The sequence below is a fragment of the Paenarthrobacter sp. NPDC090522 genome, assembly GCF_044769225.1.
Taxonomy (GTDB): Bacteria; Actinomycetota; Actinomycetes; order Actinomycetales; family Micrococcaceae; genus Arthrobacter.
Window position 1 is genome coordinate 183,777 of sequence record NZ_JBIVXL010000004.1, and the last position, 15,782, is coordinate 199,558.

Annotated in this window: 17 protein-coding genes and 1 tRNA gene; 7 read left to right on the top strand and 11 right to left on the bottom strand. The window is 64.8% G+C overall.

Features of this window, described 5'->3' with window-relative positions:
• Window positions 1-8: 8 nt before the first annotated feature.
• The gene (gene secE, locus ACIQT2_RS06470; protein ID WP_387435083.1) at window positions 9-290 is read right to left on the bottom strand and encodes a preprotein translocase subunit SecE; all 282 of its coding nucleotides are present in this window, start codon (window positions 288-290) and stop codon (window positions 9-11) included.
• Between the two features lie 80 nt (window positions 291-370).
• Window positions 371-443, bottom strand: a tRNA-Trp gene (locus tag ACIQT2_RS06475).
• 256 nt (window positions 444-699) lie between these two features.
• On the opposite strand from ACIQT2_RS06475, the gene ACIQT2_RS06480 reads away from it, so the two are divergent.
• Entirely contained in the window at window positions 700-1,929 is a 1,230-nt protein-coding gene (locus tag ACIQT2_RS06480; protein ID WP_402944656.1) for a pyridoxal phosphate-dependent aminotransferase, read from the top strand.
• Between the two features lie 154 nt (window positions 1,930-2,083).
• On the opposite strand, the gene ACIQT2_RS06485 is transcribed toward ACIQT2_RS06480, so the two are convergent.
• The gene (locus tag ACIQT2_RS06485; RefSeq protein ID WP_402944658.1) at window positions 2,084-2,758 is read right to left on the bottom strand and encodes a LuxR C-terminal-related transcriptional regulator; all 675 of its coding nucleotides are present in this window, start codon (window positions 2,756-2,758) and stop codon (window positions 2,084-2,086) included.
• Window positions 2,755-4,239 carry a PspC domain-containing protein gene (locus ACIQT2_RS06490; protein ID WP_402944661.1) on the bottom strand — a complete coding sequence of 495 codons (1,485 nt, stop codon included), beginning with the start codon at window positions 4,237-4,239 and terminating at the stop codon, window positions 2,755-2,757. Before ACIQT2_RS06490 ends, ACIQT2_RS06485 begins: the two co-directional genes overlap by 4 nt.
• Before the next feature lie 125 nt (window positions 4,240-4,364).
• Here ACIQT2_RS06490 and ACIQT2_RS06495 point away from each other — a divergent pair, with 125 nt between their 5' ends.
• The 5 genes from ACIQT2_RS06495 to ACIQT2_RS06515 all read left to right on the top strand — a co-directional run bounded on the left by ACIQT2_RS06495 (window position 4,365) and on the right by ACIQT2_RS06515 (window position 8,525).
• Window positions 4,365-5,891 (top strand): PspC domain-containing protein, encoded by a 1,527-nt coding sequence (locus ACIQT2_RS06495; RefSeq protein ID WP_402944664.1) that lies wholly within the window; start codon window positions 4,365-4,367, stop codon window positions 5,889-5,891.
• Window position 5,892: 1 nt separating this feature from the next.
• Window positions 5,893-6,291 carry a hypothetical protein gene (locus ACIQT2_RS06500; protein WP_402944667.1) on the top strand — a complete coding sequence of 133 codons (399 nt, stop codon included), beginning with the start codon at window positions 5,893-5,895 and terminating at the stop codon, window positions 6,289-6,291.
• A 2-nt stretch (window positions 6,292-6,293) separates the two neighbouring features.
• Window positions 6,294-6,542 (top strand): PspC domain-containing protein, encoded by a 249-nt coding sequence (locus ACIQT2_RS06505; protein WP_402944670.1) that lies wholly within the window; start codon window positions 6,294-6,296, stop codon window positions 6,540-6,542.
• A 207-nt stretch (window positions 6,543-6,749) separates the two neighbouring features.
• Window positions 6,750-7,775 (top strand): 6-phosphofructokinase, encoded by a 1,026-nt coding sequence (locus ACIQT2_RS06510; protein ID WP_387435091.1) that lies wholly within the window; start codon window positions 6,750-6,752, stop codon window positions 7,773-7,775.
• A 9-nt stretch (window positions 7,776-7,784) separates the two neighbouring features.
• Window positions 7,785-8,525, top strand: a complete 741-nt coding sequence (locus ACIQT2_RS06515; RefSeq protein ID WP_402944673.1) for a GNAT family N-acetyltransferase — start codon at window positions 7,785-7,787, stop codon at window positions 8,523-8,525.
• Between the two features lie 100 nt (window positions 8,526-8,625).
• On the opposite strand, the gene ACIQT2_RS06520 is transcribed toward ACIQT2_RS06515, so the two are convergent.
• The 7 genes from ACIQT2_RS06520 to ACIQT2_RS06550 form a co-directional block, all read right to left on the bottom strand.
• On the bottom strand, window positions 8,626-10,158 hold the full coding sequence (locus tag ACIQT2_RS06520; RefSeq protein ID WP_402944676.1) for a DHA2 family efflux MFS transporter permease subunit: 1,533 nt from the start codon (window positions 10,156-10,158) through the stop codon (window positions 8,626-8,628).
• Window positions 10,142-10,771, bottom strand: coding sequence for a PadR family transcriptional regulator (locus ACIQT2_RS06525; RefSeq protein ID WP_402944678.1), 630 nt, complete (start codon window positions 10,769-10,771; stop codon window positions 10,142-10,144). The genes ACIQT2_RS06520 and ACIQT2_RS06525 overlap by 17 nt, the downstream gene beginning before the upstream one ends.
• A gap of 113 nt (window positions 10,772-10,884) precedes the next feature.
• Window positions 10,885-11,310: an ankyrin repeat domain-containing protein gene (locus tag ACIQT2_RS06530; protein ID WP_402944681.1), complete on the bottom strand. Its 426-nt coding sequence runs from the start codon at window positions 11,308-11,310 to the stop codon at window positions 10,885-10,887.
• The gene (locus tag ACIQT2_RS06535) at window positions 11,307-12,392 is read right to left on the bottom strand and encodes a YgfZ/GcvT domain-containing protein (protein ID WP_402944684.1); all 1,086 of its coding nucleotides are present in this window, start codon (window positions 12,390-12,392) and stop codon (window positions 11,307-11,309) included. Before ACIQT2_RS06535 ends, ACIQT2_RS06530 begins: the two co-directional genes overlap by 4 nt.
• A gap of 52 nt (window positions 12,393-12,444) precedes the next feature.
• Entirely contained in the window at window positions 12,445-13,167 is a 723-nt protein-coding gene (locus ACIQT2_RS06540) for a flavodoxin family protein (protein ID WP_400329062.1), read from the bottom strand.
• 80 nt (window positions 13,168-13,247) lie between these two features.
• Entirely contained in the window at window positions 13,248-13,847 is a 600-nt protein-coding gene (locus tag ACIQT2_RS06545) for an FABP family protein (protein WP_397324283.1), read from the bottom strand.
• A 166-nt stretch (window positions 13,848-14,013) separates the two neighbouring features.
• Window positions 14,014-14,748 (bottom strand): permease, encoded by a 735-nt coding sequence (locus tag ACIQT2_RS06550; RefSeq protein ID WP_397324284.1) that lies wholly within the window; start codon window positions 14,746-14,748, stop codon window positions 14,014-14,016.
• Between the two features lie 264 nt (window positions 14,749-15,012).
• On the opposite strand from ACIQT2_RS06550, the gene ACIQT2_RS06555 reads away from it, so the two are divergent.
• Window positions 15,013-15,711: a winged-helix domain-containing protein gene (locus ACIQT2_RS06555; protein ID WP_397324286.1), complete on the top strand. Its 699-nt coding sequence runs from the start codon at window positions 15,013-15,015 to the stop codon at window positions 15,709-15,711.
• Window positions 15,712-15,782 lie beyond the last annotated feature (71 nt).

Genomic DNA, 15,782 nt, shown 5'->3' on the forward strand with positions numbered 1-15,782 from the left:
AGATCCGCTTAGCGGTCCGTAGCGCCTGACCCTCCGAAGACCCAGCTGACACCCGTGCCGAAGGCAAGGTCCAGAAGGGTCACGATGACCATCATGATGACGACGAACACCAGCACCACGAGCGTGTAGTTGATCAGTTCTTTACGGGTCGGAGCGACGACCTTCTTCAGCTCGCCGATGACCTGGCGGACGAAGAGTGCGATCCGGGCAAAGAAACCGGCTTCGGCTTTCTTGGCAGGACGGCCCTTCGAGCTGCTGGCAGCTGTTTCGGTCACCTGGTCCTCACTCACCTTGAAAAGTCGTTGACCCGGCCCTGATCAGAGCCATGGTTGCTGCGCTTGTCCCGGCGTTTCCGCCGGAACAGCCTGCGCAGGGCAGACAGGACTCGAACCTGCAACCTGCGGTTTTGGAGACCGCTGCGCTACCAATTGCGCCACTACCCTATGGATCGAATCCATGTTTCAGGCCGCAGAACAGCCTGTGATGCTTTTCAACACCGGTGAACCAGTCTACGCAAGAATTTCGCGATAGTCGAACCGGCTCGATTCCGGGGCTTTCCGGCGTGTTGCATGCGCTGTGACCAGCACCATCAGTCACATTGCCTGCCACTCACCCGGGAGCTCCGCAGAACAGCATAAGGTAGTTTACGTCGAATCCCATCATCCAGCCCACGAGCTGCCTGCGAAGAACGGTACATAGATGTCTGCCGGAACACCTGCCGCCCGCATTTCACAACGAATCTCCGCCATTGCCGAGTCCGCCACCCTTGCCGTTGATGCCAAGGCCAAGGCACTGAAGGCCGCGGGCCGCCCCGTGATTGGCTTCGGTGCCGGTGAACCCGACTTCCCCACCCCGGATTACATTGTGCAGGCTGCCATTGAGGCCGCCAACCAGCCAAAGTACCACCGGTACTCCCCGGCGTCCGGCCTTCCCGAGCTGAAGAAAGCCATTGCGGACAAGACACTGCGCGACTCCGGATACCAGGTGGATCCGTCCCAGGTCCTGGTGACCAACGGCGGCAAGCAGGCCGTGTACAACACCTTTGCCACCCTGGTTGACCCGGGCGACGAAGTCATCATCCCCACGCCTTTCTGGACCACCTACCCCGAGGCCATCCGCCTGGCAGGCGGTGTACCCGTTGAGGTCTTCGCCGGTCCGGAGCAGGGCTACCTGGTGACCGTCGAGCAGCTCGAGGCCGCCGTGACCGACAAGACCAAGATCCTGTTGTTCGTGTCGCCTTCCAACCCGACCGGCGCCGTCTACAGCCCGGAACAGGTTGCCGAAATCGGCAAGTGGGCCGCATCCAAGGGCCTGTGGGTTGTCACGGATGAGATCTACGAGCACCTGACCTACGACGGCGTGGAATTCACCTCCATCGCCACCGCCGCACCTGAACTCGGCGACCGGGTTGTCATCCTGAACGGTGTCGCCAAGACGTACGCCATGACCGGGTGGCGCGTGGGCTGGATGATCGGGCCCGCCGATGTCATCAAGGCCGCCACCAACCTGCAGTCGCACGCGACGTCGAACGTTTCCAACATCATGCAGGTGGCTGCTGCCGCCGCCCTCACAGGCCCACTGACCGCCGTCGACGAGATGAAGGTTGCCTTCGACCGCCGCCGCAAGGCGATCGTGGCTGGCCTGAACGCGATTGACGGCGTTGAATGCCCGACGCCGACAGGCGCCTTCTACGTGTACGCGGACGTCCGCGGGCTGCTGGGCAAGGAATTCGAAACCTCCAACGGTACCGCCCGTCCGACGACGTCGGCAGAGCTTGCCGCGCTCATCCTGGACGAGGTTGAGGTCGCTGTGGTCCCCGGCGAGGCCTTCGGTCCGTCCGGCTACGTCCGCCTCTCCTACGCGCTGGGCGACGACGACCTCGCCGAAGGTGTGCGGCGCATCCAGGAATTCCTGGGCAAGGCCAAGTAGCGAAACTTCACCGAAACGCTCTTCCACCTCGTTTGGTGGAAGAGCGTTTCTGTTTAAGCGGGATTCGGTGAGAGAGGGTTGCCGAAAAAGGGGGCGTTAGGTGAGAGAGCGTCCGGGGGTGCGTGGGGGGGGGTGGGGGGTGGGGTGGGCGGGGTTAGAGGAGGCGGCGTTCGGCTGCCCACTTGGTGAGCTCGTGGCGGCTGGAGAGCTGGAGTTTCCGGAGTACCGCGGAGACGTGCGTCTCCACGGTCTTGATGGAAATGAACAGTTCCTTGGCCACTTCCTTGTAGCTGTAGCCCCGGGCGATCAGGCGCATGACTTCCAGTTCGCGGGCGGACAGCTTGTCCAGCTCATCGTCCGCGATGTCCGCCGGGGCCGTCCCGAACGCGTCCAGGACAAACCCCGCGAGCCGGGGCGAGAAGACGGCGTCACCATCGGCCACGCGGATCACGGCATCCGAAATCTCGGCACCGGAGATGGTCTTGGTGACGTAGCCTCGCGCACCGGCACGGATCACGGCCACGACGTCCTCGGCAGCGTCGGACACGCTGAGCGCCAGGAAGCTCGTGGAGCCCAGCAAGGCAGCGGAACCCGCGATGACTTCGCGGCCGCCGCCGCCCAGTCCACCGGGAAGGTGGACATCGAGAAGGACCACCTCGGGCCGGGTCTCTGCTATCACGGCGATGGCCTGTTCCACGGTGCCGGCCTCGCCCACCACGTGCATCCTCTGGTCGAGATCGGCCTTCAACCCGGACCGGAAAATGGTGTGGTCGTCCACGATCACCACGCGTACGCTCCGCCCGGTGCCGTCCTGGAGGGTATTGTTCATGGCTTGGTCTCTCCGTTCCGTGAATCGCCGTTCTCGGCGGTGGCCGCGGGCAGCGCCAGGCGGACCTCCGTGCCGTCGGCACTGCTGATGATCTTCGCGGTGCCGCCGTGGCGTTTCATGCGGCCAATAATGGATTCCTTGACGCCCATCCGGTCATCCGGCACGGCGTCGGGGTCGAATCCGGGACCACGGTCCTTGACGAAGACTTCCGTACCACCGGCCGTGCTTTCCAGATAGACCGAAACCGTACCGCCGCCGTGGCGCGCCGCATTCAGCATCGCCTCCCTGGCGGCCTGGACAAGGGCCTCATGCCTGTCGGTCATCTCCGTGTCACCAACGCTCACCACTTCCACGGCATGGCCGTGGGCGTCCTCCACTTCGGCCGCGACGGCCTTGATCCGCTCGGCCAGGAGCCCGGATTCCTTGGTGGAATCGCTGAAGAGCCACGAACGCAGTTCACGTTCCTGGGCCCTCGCCAGGCGGACCACATCCTGCTCGGAGCCGGCCCGCCGCTGGATCAGCGCGAGGGTCTGCAGGACGGAGTCGTGCAGGTGGGCAGCGATCTCCGCGCGCTCGGTTTCGCGCACGCGCCCGGCGCGCTCGGTTTCCAGGTCCTTCCAGAACTTCAGGCCCCAAGGGAGCAGCACCAAGGCCACACCGCCCAGCACGGCCACCGAAGCAAGGAGGGCCAGCCATGTTTGCTCCCAGGACCCCGAGCCGGAAACCATCACGAGGACACCGGCCACCACCAGGGCCAGGCCTGCCGCCAGGCGGACCCAGCCCCCGGCCTGGTCTGCTTTGGTCTTGTCCACCAGGCCGGCCCTGCGTGTTTCGTCGAGCTGCATCCACGCTATGGCTGCGCCGCCCAGGATCGCCGCGGCAGGGATGAGCGTTCCCAGGGGAAGGTCCACGCCGAATTGCCGGGCCACCAGGATGGCAGCCACCAGAAGCAGCCCCGCGCCCAGCAGGATCTCCTTCCCGTACTGGATGCGTCGGAACGTAAACCAAGGTGCACTGCCGTCCGCCGGCCTGAGCCACCCGGCTGCACCGGCGACGGGTTCTTCCGGAGTTCCCGGAGCCGCCACATACGCAGCGGTTCCGGATGGCGCGCCGAACGGTGAGGATGCCGTCGCTGTCCCAAAAGCCGGAGACTCCGGCGGTGCGCCAAAAGCGGCAGGCGACGGACCGGCGTCGTACCTTGCTTCTGCTGCGGACGCCGACGGCGGCTGGCTCACCGCAGGAGCAATGGGCGACGCCGGCCGCTTGGCATTGCGGCGTGCGTTCTCATCAGCGGTGGGAACCATGGTCCACAACCAGGCGTAGAAGGCCAGGCCCGCTCCGCCGGCGAAACAGGCCAGGACCATGCCCACCCGGACGTACTTGACCGGCCAGCCCAAATGCGCGGCGAGTCCGCTGCAGACGCCCGCGATCATGCGGTCGCTGCTGCGGACCAGCGGCGGGCGTTGTACGGCAGTGCTCATGTACCCATCCAAACACGGATCAGGGTTGCCCGGACCGGAAACGAGCCTTGTTCGGGGGTCCCTCAGGGATCATTCAGGGTATCCCCCAGTAGAGGCCAGGCAGGCACCAGCGGCAGGATCGAAGTATGAACGCGAACAGCATGAACCCCGAGGAATCCGGCCGCCCCGCCAACGCGGGCTCCCCGGGTCCCGACGCCACGACCGGTGCACCTGCCGGCACACCCAGCGGCGAATCCGAAGGTCACTCCGGACGGTCCTGGACGCCGGGCAGCGGTCCCGCCGCTCCACAGCAGAACTTCTTCGATTGGATCCGCAACCAGGGCATCCGCCGTGGACCGGACCGCTGGGTTGGCGGCGTCGCGAGCGGCATTGCCCACCGCTTCGGCATCGATCCGCTCATTGTCCGCGGGATCTTCATTGTCCTGGCCTTGTTCGCCGGCGTCGGCGTTCTCCTATACGGCCTGGCGTGGGCACTCCTTCCCGAACCCGATGGCCGCATCCATGTGCAGGAAGCCGGCGCAGGACGCTGGTCAGGGGGCATGACCGGTGCGCTGATCACCACGTTCATCGGCCTGCCGAGCCTGGGCCGCGGTTTCTGGGGCTGGGGCTGGAACGGACTTCCCGGCTTGTTCTGGACCCTCTTCTGGATAGGCGCCGTTGCCTATTTGGTCTACTACCTCGTGCAACGCAACAAGAACCAGAAAGCGACGCAGCCCGTGAACCGGCAAGACTTCGGCGCCTCGGTCCCCTCCGCTACGGCCTATGGCAGCGCCGGCTCCGCCCCCACGGTGACCCGCCCGGCGGGCGCCAACACCGGCGTCCCCGTGTATGGGGCGGGGTCAGGCAAGCCAGGTGCACCCGGCACCTCCCAGGCCCCGGCAGGATCAGCCAACCCCGCCGGTCCGTACCATCCGGCAGGACCCTACAACCCGACAGGTCCGTATAACCCCTCGGGTCCGCGGCCGCCTTACGGCCCCACCCCGCCGCAGGGTGGCGAGCCCAAGCCGGCCCGGCCCAAGCGCAAGGGTCCGGGGGCTGCCATTGTGGCCGTCACCGCCGGAACCGCGCTCTTGGCCGGTGGCACCCTGAAGGCCCTCGACGCCGGCAACGTGATCGACCTGGGCAATGCTGCCAACGCCGTGGTTTGGGCTGTGGGCGCTGCTGTCCTGGGCCTTGGCATCCTGGTGGCGGGTCTTCGAGGACGCACCTCCGGTTTCATGGGCTTCCTGGCGATCGTTGCGCTGGTGATCGGCGGCATCTTCAACGTGATCCCCCGCAACGGTGACCGCTTCACGTTCCATGACGTCAATTGGGCACCGGCCAGCATCGAACAGGCCCGCTCGGGATTCAACGTTACGGGGGCCAGCGGAACCGTGGATCTCACGGACCTGAACCTGACCCCGCCGCTGACCACACCGGTCACCATCCCGGTGGACGCGACCGCCAGCAACGTCACCGTGGTCATCCCGGACAACGTGCCGGTGGAAGTCCAGGCGGACATGACCTTCGGCAACCTGAACGAGCGCGGCACGGACCGCGGCGGCAGGCTGCAGGACGACCGGACGCTGTACAACACGGACAAACCAGGAGCCAACCTCGTGGTGAAGATCGATGGCACCTTCAGCAACGTGACCATCCAGGAAGGAAACTGACATGAGCACGAATGAGCCGAACGGAACCCACGATTCCAAGGCCGAAGCACACACGGCGCCCCTTCCCCGGGAGACCCGTCCCACGGAGCCCATCCCATCGCCCCGCCTGCAGCAGATCCCCCTGACACCGCACCTGGAGCCCACGTACAAAATGGACCGGGAAGCGGACGACGACGAACCCCGGCAGGCGCGGATCGGCACCGTGGTGTGGGGCCTGGTGGTCATCGCACTGTCAGCACTTTTGCTCGTCTCCACCCTGGGCTGGGTGGTGCTGAATGGAACCTACGTGCTGATCGGCCTCATGATCGGCGCCGGCGCAGCCCTGGTGGTCGGCGGCCTCCTGGCAGCCAGCCGGGGCTCCAAGCGAGTGACAAAGAGCTCCCAACAAGGAAGGGTGTAGCCATGGACAAGTTCTTCAGCATCGTCAGGGGCTTCGGCCTGAAGCGCGGACCGCAACGCTGGTTGGGTGGCGTCTGCGGAGGCATCGCGGCCAAACTCAAGGTCGATGTGGCCTATGTCCGGGTGGCTTTCCTGCTCTTCTGCCTCCTGCCGGGACCGGCCATCGTGTTCTACGTCCTTGCTTGGCTCATCCTTCCGGACCAGGGAAACAAGATCCCCTTGGAATCGTTCATCAGCCGGCGTTCGCGCTGATATCCGGGTCTTCGGTTGAAAGACGCCCTGCCTCCCGTGGAGACTTCACGGGACGCAGGGCGTTCGCATGTTGTGGGCAGGTTTCCAATACCGCACGCCCGGGGTGAAAAGTAACCATTTGTGTCCCACCCCACATGCACGTCTAGAATCGTGGGGAGCTCAGCGTGGCGCTCGGCACGTATTCCTCCAAGCCATGAGTGAGCAAACATGAAAATTGGCATTCTTACCAGCGGTGGCGACTGCCCCGGCCTCAACGCAGTGATCCGGGGTGCAGTCCTGAAGGGCATCGCCATCCATGGCCAGGAGTTCGTAGGCTTCCGCGACGGCTGGCGCGGCGTAGTTGAAGGTGATGTCATCGACATCCCCCGCACCATGGTCCGCGGCATCGCCAAGCAGGGCGGCACCATCCTGGGAACTTCGCGCACCAACCCCTTCGAAAACGGCGGCGGACCCGAGGTCATCAAAGAGCATATGGAACGCCTGGGCATCGACGCGATCATCGCGATCGGTGGTGAAGGCACCCTCGCCGCGGCCAAGCGGCTGACCGACGCCGGACTGAAGATCGTCGGCGTCCCCAAGACCGTGGACAACGACCTCGACGCCACCGATTACACCTTCGGCTTCGATACCGCCGTCGAAATCGCCACCGAGGCCATCGACCGTCTCCGCACCACCGGCGAGTCCCACCACCGCTGCATGATCGCCGAGGTCATGGGCCGGCACGTAGGCTGGATCGCCCTGCACTCCGGCATGGCCTCCGGCGCACACGCCATCCTGATCCCCGAGCAGAAGGTCAGCATCGAACAGATCGCCGAATGGGTCCAGGAAGCCCATGACCGTGGCCGTGCGCCCCTGGTTGTGGTGGCCGAAGGCTTCGTGCCGGACCACATGGAATCCCCGCACTCCGAGCGTGGCCTGGACACCTTTGGCCGTCCCCGCCTGGGCGGCATCGCCGACCAGCTCGCCCCGGAAATCGAGGCCCGCACCGGGATCGAAACCCGCGCCACCATCCTGGGCCACATCCAGCGCGGCGGCGTCCCCACCGCCTACGACCGTGTCCTGGCAACCCGCCTTGGCATGGCCGCGATCGACTCCGTCGTGGACGGACGCTGGGGCACCATGGTTGCCCTGAAGGGCACGGACATCTCCCACGTTGGCTTCGAAGAGGCCTTGGGCAAGCTCAAGACCGTGCCGCAGCACCGCTACGACGAAGCGAGTGTGTTGTTCGGCTAGTCTGAATCCATGACTCTCGAGCCCACGTCCGCTGCCATTATCCAGCTGGCGTGGGCTCGCCGTTTAGGGCTCGACGACGCTGCTTTCGCCACCGCCGCGGACCGGCTCGCCTTATCCCCGGCGGGCCCGCGCGATCGGATCACGCTGGTCGATGAGTCAGCCCGCGCCGTCCAGTTCCTCCGCCTGTTCGGCGTGTCAGCGCTGGTGGGTCCCCCTTGGGCCCTTGAGGCGGCAGCGGACATACCCGATGCCGAACTGGCACAGCACGTCACGCTGCTGACCCTCACCCGGACGCACGGCGGTCACGGACTGGGATCATCGGCGTTGTTCTTCGCCGATGACCTTCCTTTGAACCAACCGTCCGAAGACCTGACGGTATCCCGGGGAAATCCCGAAGCGATCGCCCTGGAGAGCCTGTGCCCTCCCGATGACGTCAACGAGGTTGGCCTCCAGTCGCTGGAACACCGTTTCACGATCATGCACCCCGAAGACGAGCAAGCCTCGCCGGTAGCCTGCGGCGCCTACGCGGAGTGGGAAGGCCTGCTGGCGGATATGGGTGTGCTGGTGGCTCCCGCATGGCGCCGCCGGGGCGTGGGAAAGCTTGCCGCCTCCATCGCCGCGCACGAGGCCTTGGCCTCCGGCCTCACCCTTCAGTGGACGGCCGACGTCAGCAATACCGGAGCCTTGGCCATGGCCCGCAGCCTCGGTTTTGCCACCGGAGGGCTTCACGCGGGAGTGCTGCTCGGTTAGTGCCAACCCCGCGAAGCAAAAAGTGTGCACCACTGCTGCCCCTTTGACGGGGGCAACCGCGGTGCACACTCTCTTCTTGGCCGCCAAGCCTGTAAACCGGCTAGTGGCGGGCGTCCTGCGCCGCGGGATCCTGCGCAGGAGCGGCCGCCTCCGCTGGTTTGGCGCCCCAGCTTTCCACCGACTTTGGCTTGGCGAAGAACAGCGCGATCATCGCACCTATCAGGATCGCGAACGCGGGCAGCAGGATGGACTGGCTCATGGCCGTCGAGAAACCTGCGTGCAGGAATTCCGGGAGCACGCCGGTCATGGACGCTTCACCCACCGGGGCTCCTGCCGGCGCAGCGGAAAGTTCCGCGGCAAGCCGGGACTGGATCAGGGCGGCGATGGCTGCTGAACCCAGCACTGCGCCGATTTGCCGGGTGGTGTTGAACACGCCGGATCCTGCGCCGGCCTGGCGGGGCGCCAGGTTCCTGGTGGTGGCGTTGGACACGGGACCCCAGATGAAGGCGTTGGCCACACCCTGGAGGGCGCTGGGCAGGAGGAACATCCAGATGGGAGTGTCCGGCCCAAGGAGCGATGCTGTCCAGAAGAGTGCACCGGACAGGCAGAGCAATCCGAACGCAGCGAACCAGCGGGGGTTGGCGCGGTCGATCAGCTTTCCAACGAACGGGGCCAGGCCGCCGGAGATCACGGCCATGGGGATCATCAGCAGGGCTGACTGGGTGGGCGTCAGTCCACGGACCACCTGGTAGTAGAAGATCGTGGGAAGCGGGAACGCGGTGACCGTGAAGCCCACGGCCATGATGGTGGAGTTGCCCAGGGAGAAGTTGCGGTCCTTGAACAAGCCAAGCGGCAGGAGCGGCTCACCACCGCGGCGTTCGAGCCACCACTGCCAGGCTATGAACACAGCCAAAACGACGATGCCGGCGATGATGAGTCCCCACACCGTGATGAAGCCGTTGACCACTCCCCACTTGTAGGTCTGGCCCTCCTGGATACCAAAGACCAGCAGGAACATGCCAAGGGCCGAGAGCACCACACCGAGGATGTCGAAGGAGTGGCTGTGGGTGGTCAGCTTGGGCACGAAGCGGGTGACCAGAATGAAGGCCACGATGCCGATGGGAACGTTGACGAAGAAGATCCACTCCCAGCCCAGTCCGTCCACCAGGACGCCTCCCAGGATCGGGCCGACGAGCACGGCCATGCCGGCAGTGGCGCCCCACAGGCCCATGGCTGCACCGCGGCGGTCCGGCGGGAAGATGCGGGTGATGACGGCCATGGTTTGGGGCGTCATCATGGCCGCACCCAGGCCTTGGACGGCCCGTGCGGCGATGAGCATGACGACGTCTCCGGAGAGTCCGCACCACAGAGAGGCCAGGGTGAACACCACCAGGCCAATGAGGTACAGGTTCTTGGGACCGAAGCGGTCACCAAGCCTGCCGGTGATCAGCAGGGGCACCGCGTAGGCCAGGAGGTACGCGCTGGTTACCCAGATCACGGCGTTGATATCGGTGTTAAGGCCTTCCATGATCCGTGGATTGGCGACCGACACAATGGTGGTGTCGATCAGGATCATGAAGAAGCCAACCACGAGTGACCAGAGGGCCGGCCACGGCTTAGCTACGTTTTCCAAGGGATTCCTTTGGCTTGGTGGAAAGTGCGGACGGAGTTGGCTGGGGGTTGTCCCAGGGCAGCTGACCGCTGCGCAACTCCGCAAGGAGCTCGCGGATCCACGAGATCTCTGTTCGAAGCATGGCTTGTTGATAGGTGACGTCTATCCAATATTTGCGTTCGAGGCCCTTGGCCGTCACAGCCACCTCGGCCTGCTGGAGGAAGTCGAGATCGGCACCGAGGGCCGCCAGCCGCCCCTCGAGCAGTTCGGCCACCACCTCCGCCGGGAGGTGGTGGGCCTCCGCGATGGCGTGGGGAAAGGTGGGGTATTCATTGATGGGAGTCGCCAGCATGTCCTGCAGCCGCGTATCCAGGGCTTCATGGCCGGCGGACGTGATCCGGTATGTAGTGCGCTCCGGCCGGTTCCCTTCGCGTTCGGTACCGGCAGCTTCCACCAGACCGTTCTCAGCCAGGCGTCCGACGGCGTGGTAAAGCGTTCCGGGACGGACCTTGACCAGGCGGTCCTCATGGCGTGCCATCAGGACCTGGTACATCTCGTAAGGGTGCATGGGTCCTTCGGCCAGCAGCGCCAGCGCGGCGACACCCAGGGGCGTCAGGTCAGCGGCTTTTGGCACGGCAAAACCCCTTCCACAGCAAATATTCCACTACAACTATTCCACGTGGAATAGTCAGACGCAAGAAAACCCTGTTGCCACAGGCAACAGGGTTCTCTTGAACGGCCTTGCGGCTAGCCCAACAAATCCAGGATCTCGGTGCGCGCGAACATCTTCGCTGCGTCCCGGGCACTGGGCGTTCCGGCGTCGGGATCCGCGCCAGCGTCCACCAGGACCCTGGCTACGCCTGCGTAGCCCTTGAAAACCGCCCCGGCGAGTGGAGTCTGCCCACGGTCGTTGGCCGCATTCACGTCGGCGCCGTGATGCACCAGGATCTGAACGGTTTCCTCGTGGCCATGGTAAGCCGCCAGCATGAGCAACGAATCCCCCGCCGCGTTGGTCAGCATTGCGGGAGCACCGGCGCCGAGGTAACCCCGCAAGAGTTCGGAGTTGCCTTCCCGGGCGGCGTCAAAGAGCGCGTGCGCCAAAGCCAACGTTTCGTCGTCGGCCTGGTTCGAAGGCTGGGCGTCCGCCGCCTCCGGCGTGGTGGGCTGGGTCATCGGTGGGGTCCCTTCAGGAATCCGGTCTGGCGCCCGACCACCTGGCCGGCGTCGGGGGCGACGATCACTTCCTGGGCTGCGACGTACGGCTCATCGCCGTCCATCACCGTCAACGTATCTTCGGCAGACACCGAACGCTTGATGACAGCCAAAGCCACCGGGCCCATCTCGAAGTGCTGCGCCACAGATGTCAGAGTACCCACCTTGCGTTCCCCGGCAAATACGACGCTGCCAGCGGCGGGGAGGGTGTGCTGCGAACCGTCCAGTTGGAGGAAGACCAACCGCCGCGGCGGATGGCCTAGGTTGTGGACGCGGGCAATGGTTTCCTGGCCCTTGTAGCAACCCTTGTTCAGGTGCACGGACGTACGGATCAGGTCGAGTTCGTGGGGAATGGTCTTGTCGTCCGTTTCGGCACCCAAACGGGGACGCCAGGCGGCGATGCGGAGGGCGTCGGCCGCCATGGCACCAGCCAAGGGCAGGCCCTCGACCGCAGCTTCAAGCCCGGAAACCGGCACGAGGTACTCGAACCAGGGACGTTCCAACCCCGGATGCGATTCTTCGGGAACCAAGCTGTAGGAGTAACCACCCGGACCCACATGCGGCCACGGGTCTTCCCACACCAGGCGGTCGGCGAGTTGCTCCACCGGCCTGGTGGAGCCAACCACGGCCCAGTCCGCAGAAACGTCGGCGATCTCCACGCGCAGCATGAACTTCATCTTGTTCAGCCATTCCGCAAGGGGTTGGGCTTCCGCTGCCTCGACGATCAGCCAGGTGGTGCCGCCGTCGTCGATAACCCGCGCATCGAATTCGATGCGGCCCTGGACGCTGAGCAGCAGCAGTTCGCTGGCCACCTTCGGCTGGAGGTTGGTGAGCTGCTGCGACGACAGGGTGTTGAGCCAGCTGAGCCGGTCAGGTCCGGCCACCGTCACCACGCCGCGGTTGGACAGATCGACGACGGCGGTACCGGTTGCGAGGGCGCGTTGCTCGCGCAGCGGCTCGCCGTAGTGGGCCGCGACGCCGGCATCGAGGCCGGTGTCCTCGACTGCGCCAGGGCGCGACAACAGAGGGCTCTTGTAAGTCATATGTAGTAGAAGTCCTTGGTGTTCGGGCATATTCCCTGAGGGGTACGGTTCCTCAGCGGTACTCGGGGTTTTCGAAATCGAAGCGCGTTCCGGCTTTCCATTCATCCGGCAGGTTCCCGTAGGAGGGAATGCCACCGGCGTCGCGCAGGAGCTTGGCCAGGTGCAGCAGGTTCCACGTCATGAAGGTGGTGTTCCTGTTAGTAAAATCACTCTCCGGGCCGCCCGAACCTTCGTCCAGGTAGCTGGGACCGGGGCCCACGGGACCGATCCAGCCGGCATCGGCCTGCGGCGGGATGGTGAAGCCGACGTGCTGGAGGCTGTAAAGCACGTTCATGGAACAGTGCTTGATGCCGTCCTCGTTACCGGTGATCAGGCAGCCGCCGACTTTTGGATAGAAAGCCCACTGGCCCTTGCTGTTGAGCTGGCCCGAGTGGGCGTACAGGCGCTCGATCAGCTTTTTCGTCTGGGAGGAGTTGTCGCCCAGCCAGATGGGGCCGGCCACCACCACGATGTCCGCTTCCTGCACCGAAGGGTAGATCTCCGGCCATTCGTCGCTCTTCCAGCCGTGCTCCCGCATGTCCGGATAGACGCCACTGGCGATGTCATGGTCCACGGTCCTGAACAGCCGGGTGGAGACGCCCTGCTTCTCCATGATGTCCCGGCTGATGCGGATCAGGCCGTCGGTGTTGCTGAGCTGCGGCGAGGGCTTCAAGGTTCCGTTAAAGAACACGGCCTTAAGGCCCTCGTAGCCCCCGGGCTTGAGGTTGTCTGTCACTTGCTGCTCCTTTTGCTGGTTGCTTTATGGAACGTTCAGTGAGGCCTCGCCGCGGATTGGGCGGCCGTCAGGCCGGTGCCTCAGGAGGCTTTATGGAGGAACGCCGAAGCGTGGGCTTCAAGTGACTTGCCGTTGGCGGCTACATCCCACCGCCACAGCAGGTTGCCATCCACCAGGCCGAAGATACGGGTTGCCGCCGTGTACTCCTTGGAGTGGCTGCCCCGCATCACCATGTCGGTGCTGAGCTGGATCTGGGGCCCTTTGATCTGGCCGTAGTACAGCTCCGTGATGCCACCCGGGTGGGAGATCGAAACGGAGAGGTCGAAGCCGCCGTCCTTGTTCCGGCGCTCTTCCACGTCGTCTGCCGTCTTGAGTACGGGAACGATGTCCGCAGGAACCAGTCCGGGGCCGCCATCGCCCTCTTGGAGTTCCCGTTCCAGCGCCCAGAATCCGGTCTCGACGGTCAGCGGGCGCAACTTTGTGCCGGCGTCGTCACTGATCCAGCTCTCGGCCCGGTACTGCAGGTAGGGCAGGCCATTGTGGGTGAAGGAAACATGCTGGACGAAGTGCTCCGAGTCCTCGTCGCCGCTGCCGAGCCGGCCGCGGCCTTCCCACTCGCCAATGAGCCAGGAAAGGGGGACGAGTTCAGGGGTCAGGTCCGTTGGGATCTCAATAGGCACAACCACTACCTCTGTTGAAGGGCGTGAAGGGGGTGATTACTTCTGGCCCTTGAAAAGGCGGTACACAACAAAGCCGGCGAACCAGGCCATGGAGATGCTGGCGAGGCCAAGGAGGACCAGGAAGAAGATTTCAAATGCGAGAACAGACATGATGCCATCCTAACCGTTAGTAGATGAGTAGTTTGTCTATGAAGTAAGCCAGCGCCCCCACAGCCCAGACGGGTGCAACACCCATGCCCAGTGCCGCAGGAAGATTGAGGCGACCGCGCCGCAGGGTGGTCATGCGGCGGAAGCACACCAGGACCGAGCCCACGACAACGCCAACCAGGGCCGCAGGGAGGACCGCGATGTCGGAGAAAACCAACCCGGCCAGCGGCGCCATGAGCCCGGCCATGACGACGCCCAGGGGTGCGACGATCCGGTCCGGCCAGCGGATGACGCCCACCAGGAGTGCCACGGCTGCGCTGAGTCCGGCCACGAGGACCATCTCCTTGACGCCGTTGAACCGCGCACCGGCGATCCAGCCCGCACCGAGGCAGTTGAGCAGCACGCCGGCGCAGCAACCCAGGGTTGATTCAAGCCGTTGCGCCTGCCCGGTTCCCCGGATCAACTGGATGATAAAGACGGCCATCACGCCCACGGCGATGAAGGCAGGGGTGCCGTCCAGGAATCCCGGCGCGGGCATATAGGCGGCAGTCACGGCCGAACCGGCGCCGGCCAACGCGATGACCGAAGCCAGGGTTTTCTTGGCGGGGACGGCAAGGAAGTGGGGCCAGCCGATTCCCACGGCGGCGGAGGCAACGATTCCCACGCCCACCATGGCCTCCCGGGAAACGAAGGTGCTGGACACGATGGCTGCGAGCGCCACAAGTCCGAATACCCCAATGCTCCAAGACTTCACTGTGTGCCCGATCCTCAATTCGATGCGCCTAACGACCTCTCGTCAATCCTGCCTCATGGCGGCCCGATATGTCGTAATTCCGGTGCCGGACCGTCACGAATCCCTGACTGCACGGGCCCTGGTGGGTATACTCGGACATCAACAGTGCACTGTCATCGCCTCGATCCCGTTACAACGGCAAGGGTGATCCCAGTTCGCCGTGACCGGCCGGTGAAACTCCGGTTTCGACGCCCGATGATGCGCGGACAGCCCATTGGAGGAACTATGTCGCACATCCTGCTCCTGACGAACAGCACCGGATCTTCGGTGGACATCCTGCCTGCCTTGGAGTTGCTCAACCACCGTGTGCACATCCTCCCGGCAGAACCCACAGCCCTGCTTGAAACCGACCCTACGGACATCGTCTTCCTCGATGCCCGGAAGGACCTGGTAGGGGCGCGTTCCCTGACGCAACTGCTCAAGGCCACCGGCCTCAGCGCACCCCTCATGCTGATCCTGACCGAGGGCGGCATGGCTGCCGTCTCCTCGGCCTGGTCCGTAGACGACATCGTGCTGGATTCCGCCGGCCCCGCAGAGGTGGAGGCCCGCATCCGCCTGGCCATGGCCCGCGCCACGCCGGGCGAAGAGGAAACGCAGACCGAAATCCGGGCAGCCGGCGTCGTTATTGACGAGGCCAGCTACACAGCCCGCGTAGCCGGGCAGCCGCTGAACCTTACTTTCAAGGAGTTCGAGCTCCTGAAGTACCTGGCCCAGCACCCCGGCCGCGTTTTCACGCGCCAGCAGTTGCTCACCGAGGTGTGGGGCTACGACTACTACGGCGGCACCCGCACCGTGGATGTCCACATCCGCCGCCTGCGCGCCAAGCTCGGCGTCGACCACGAGAACCTCATCAGCACCGTCCGCAACGTAGGCTACCGCCTGACGCTGGTCCGGCTTCCGGATGACGAATTGTCCGAAGCCTGACACCACAGCAAAAAGGGCCGGGAATCACTGTGATTCCCGGCCCTTTTCCGTGTTGTGGAGGACATACGGGT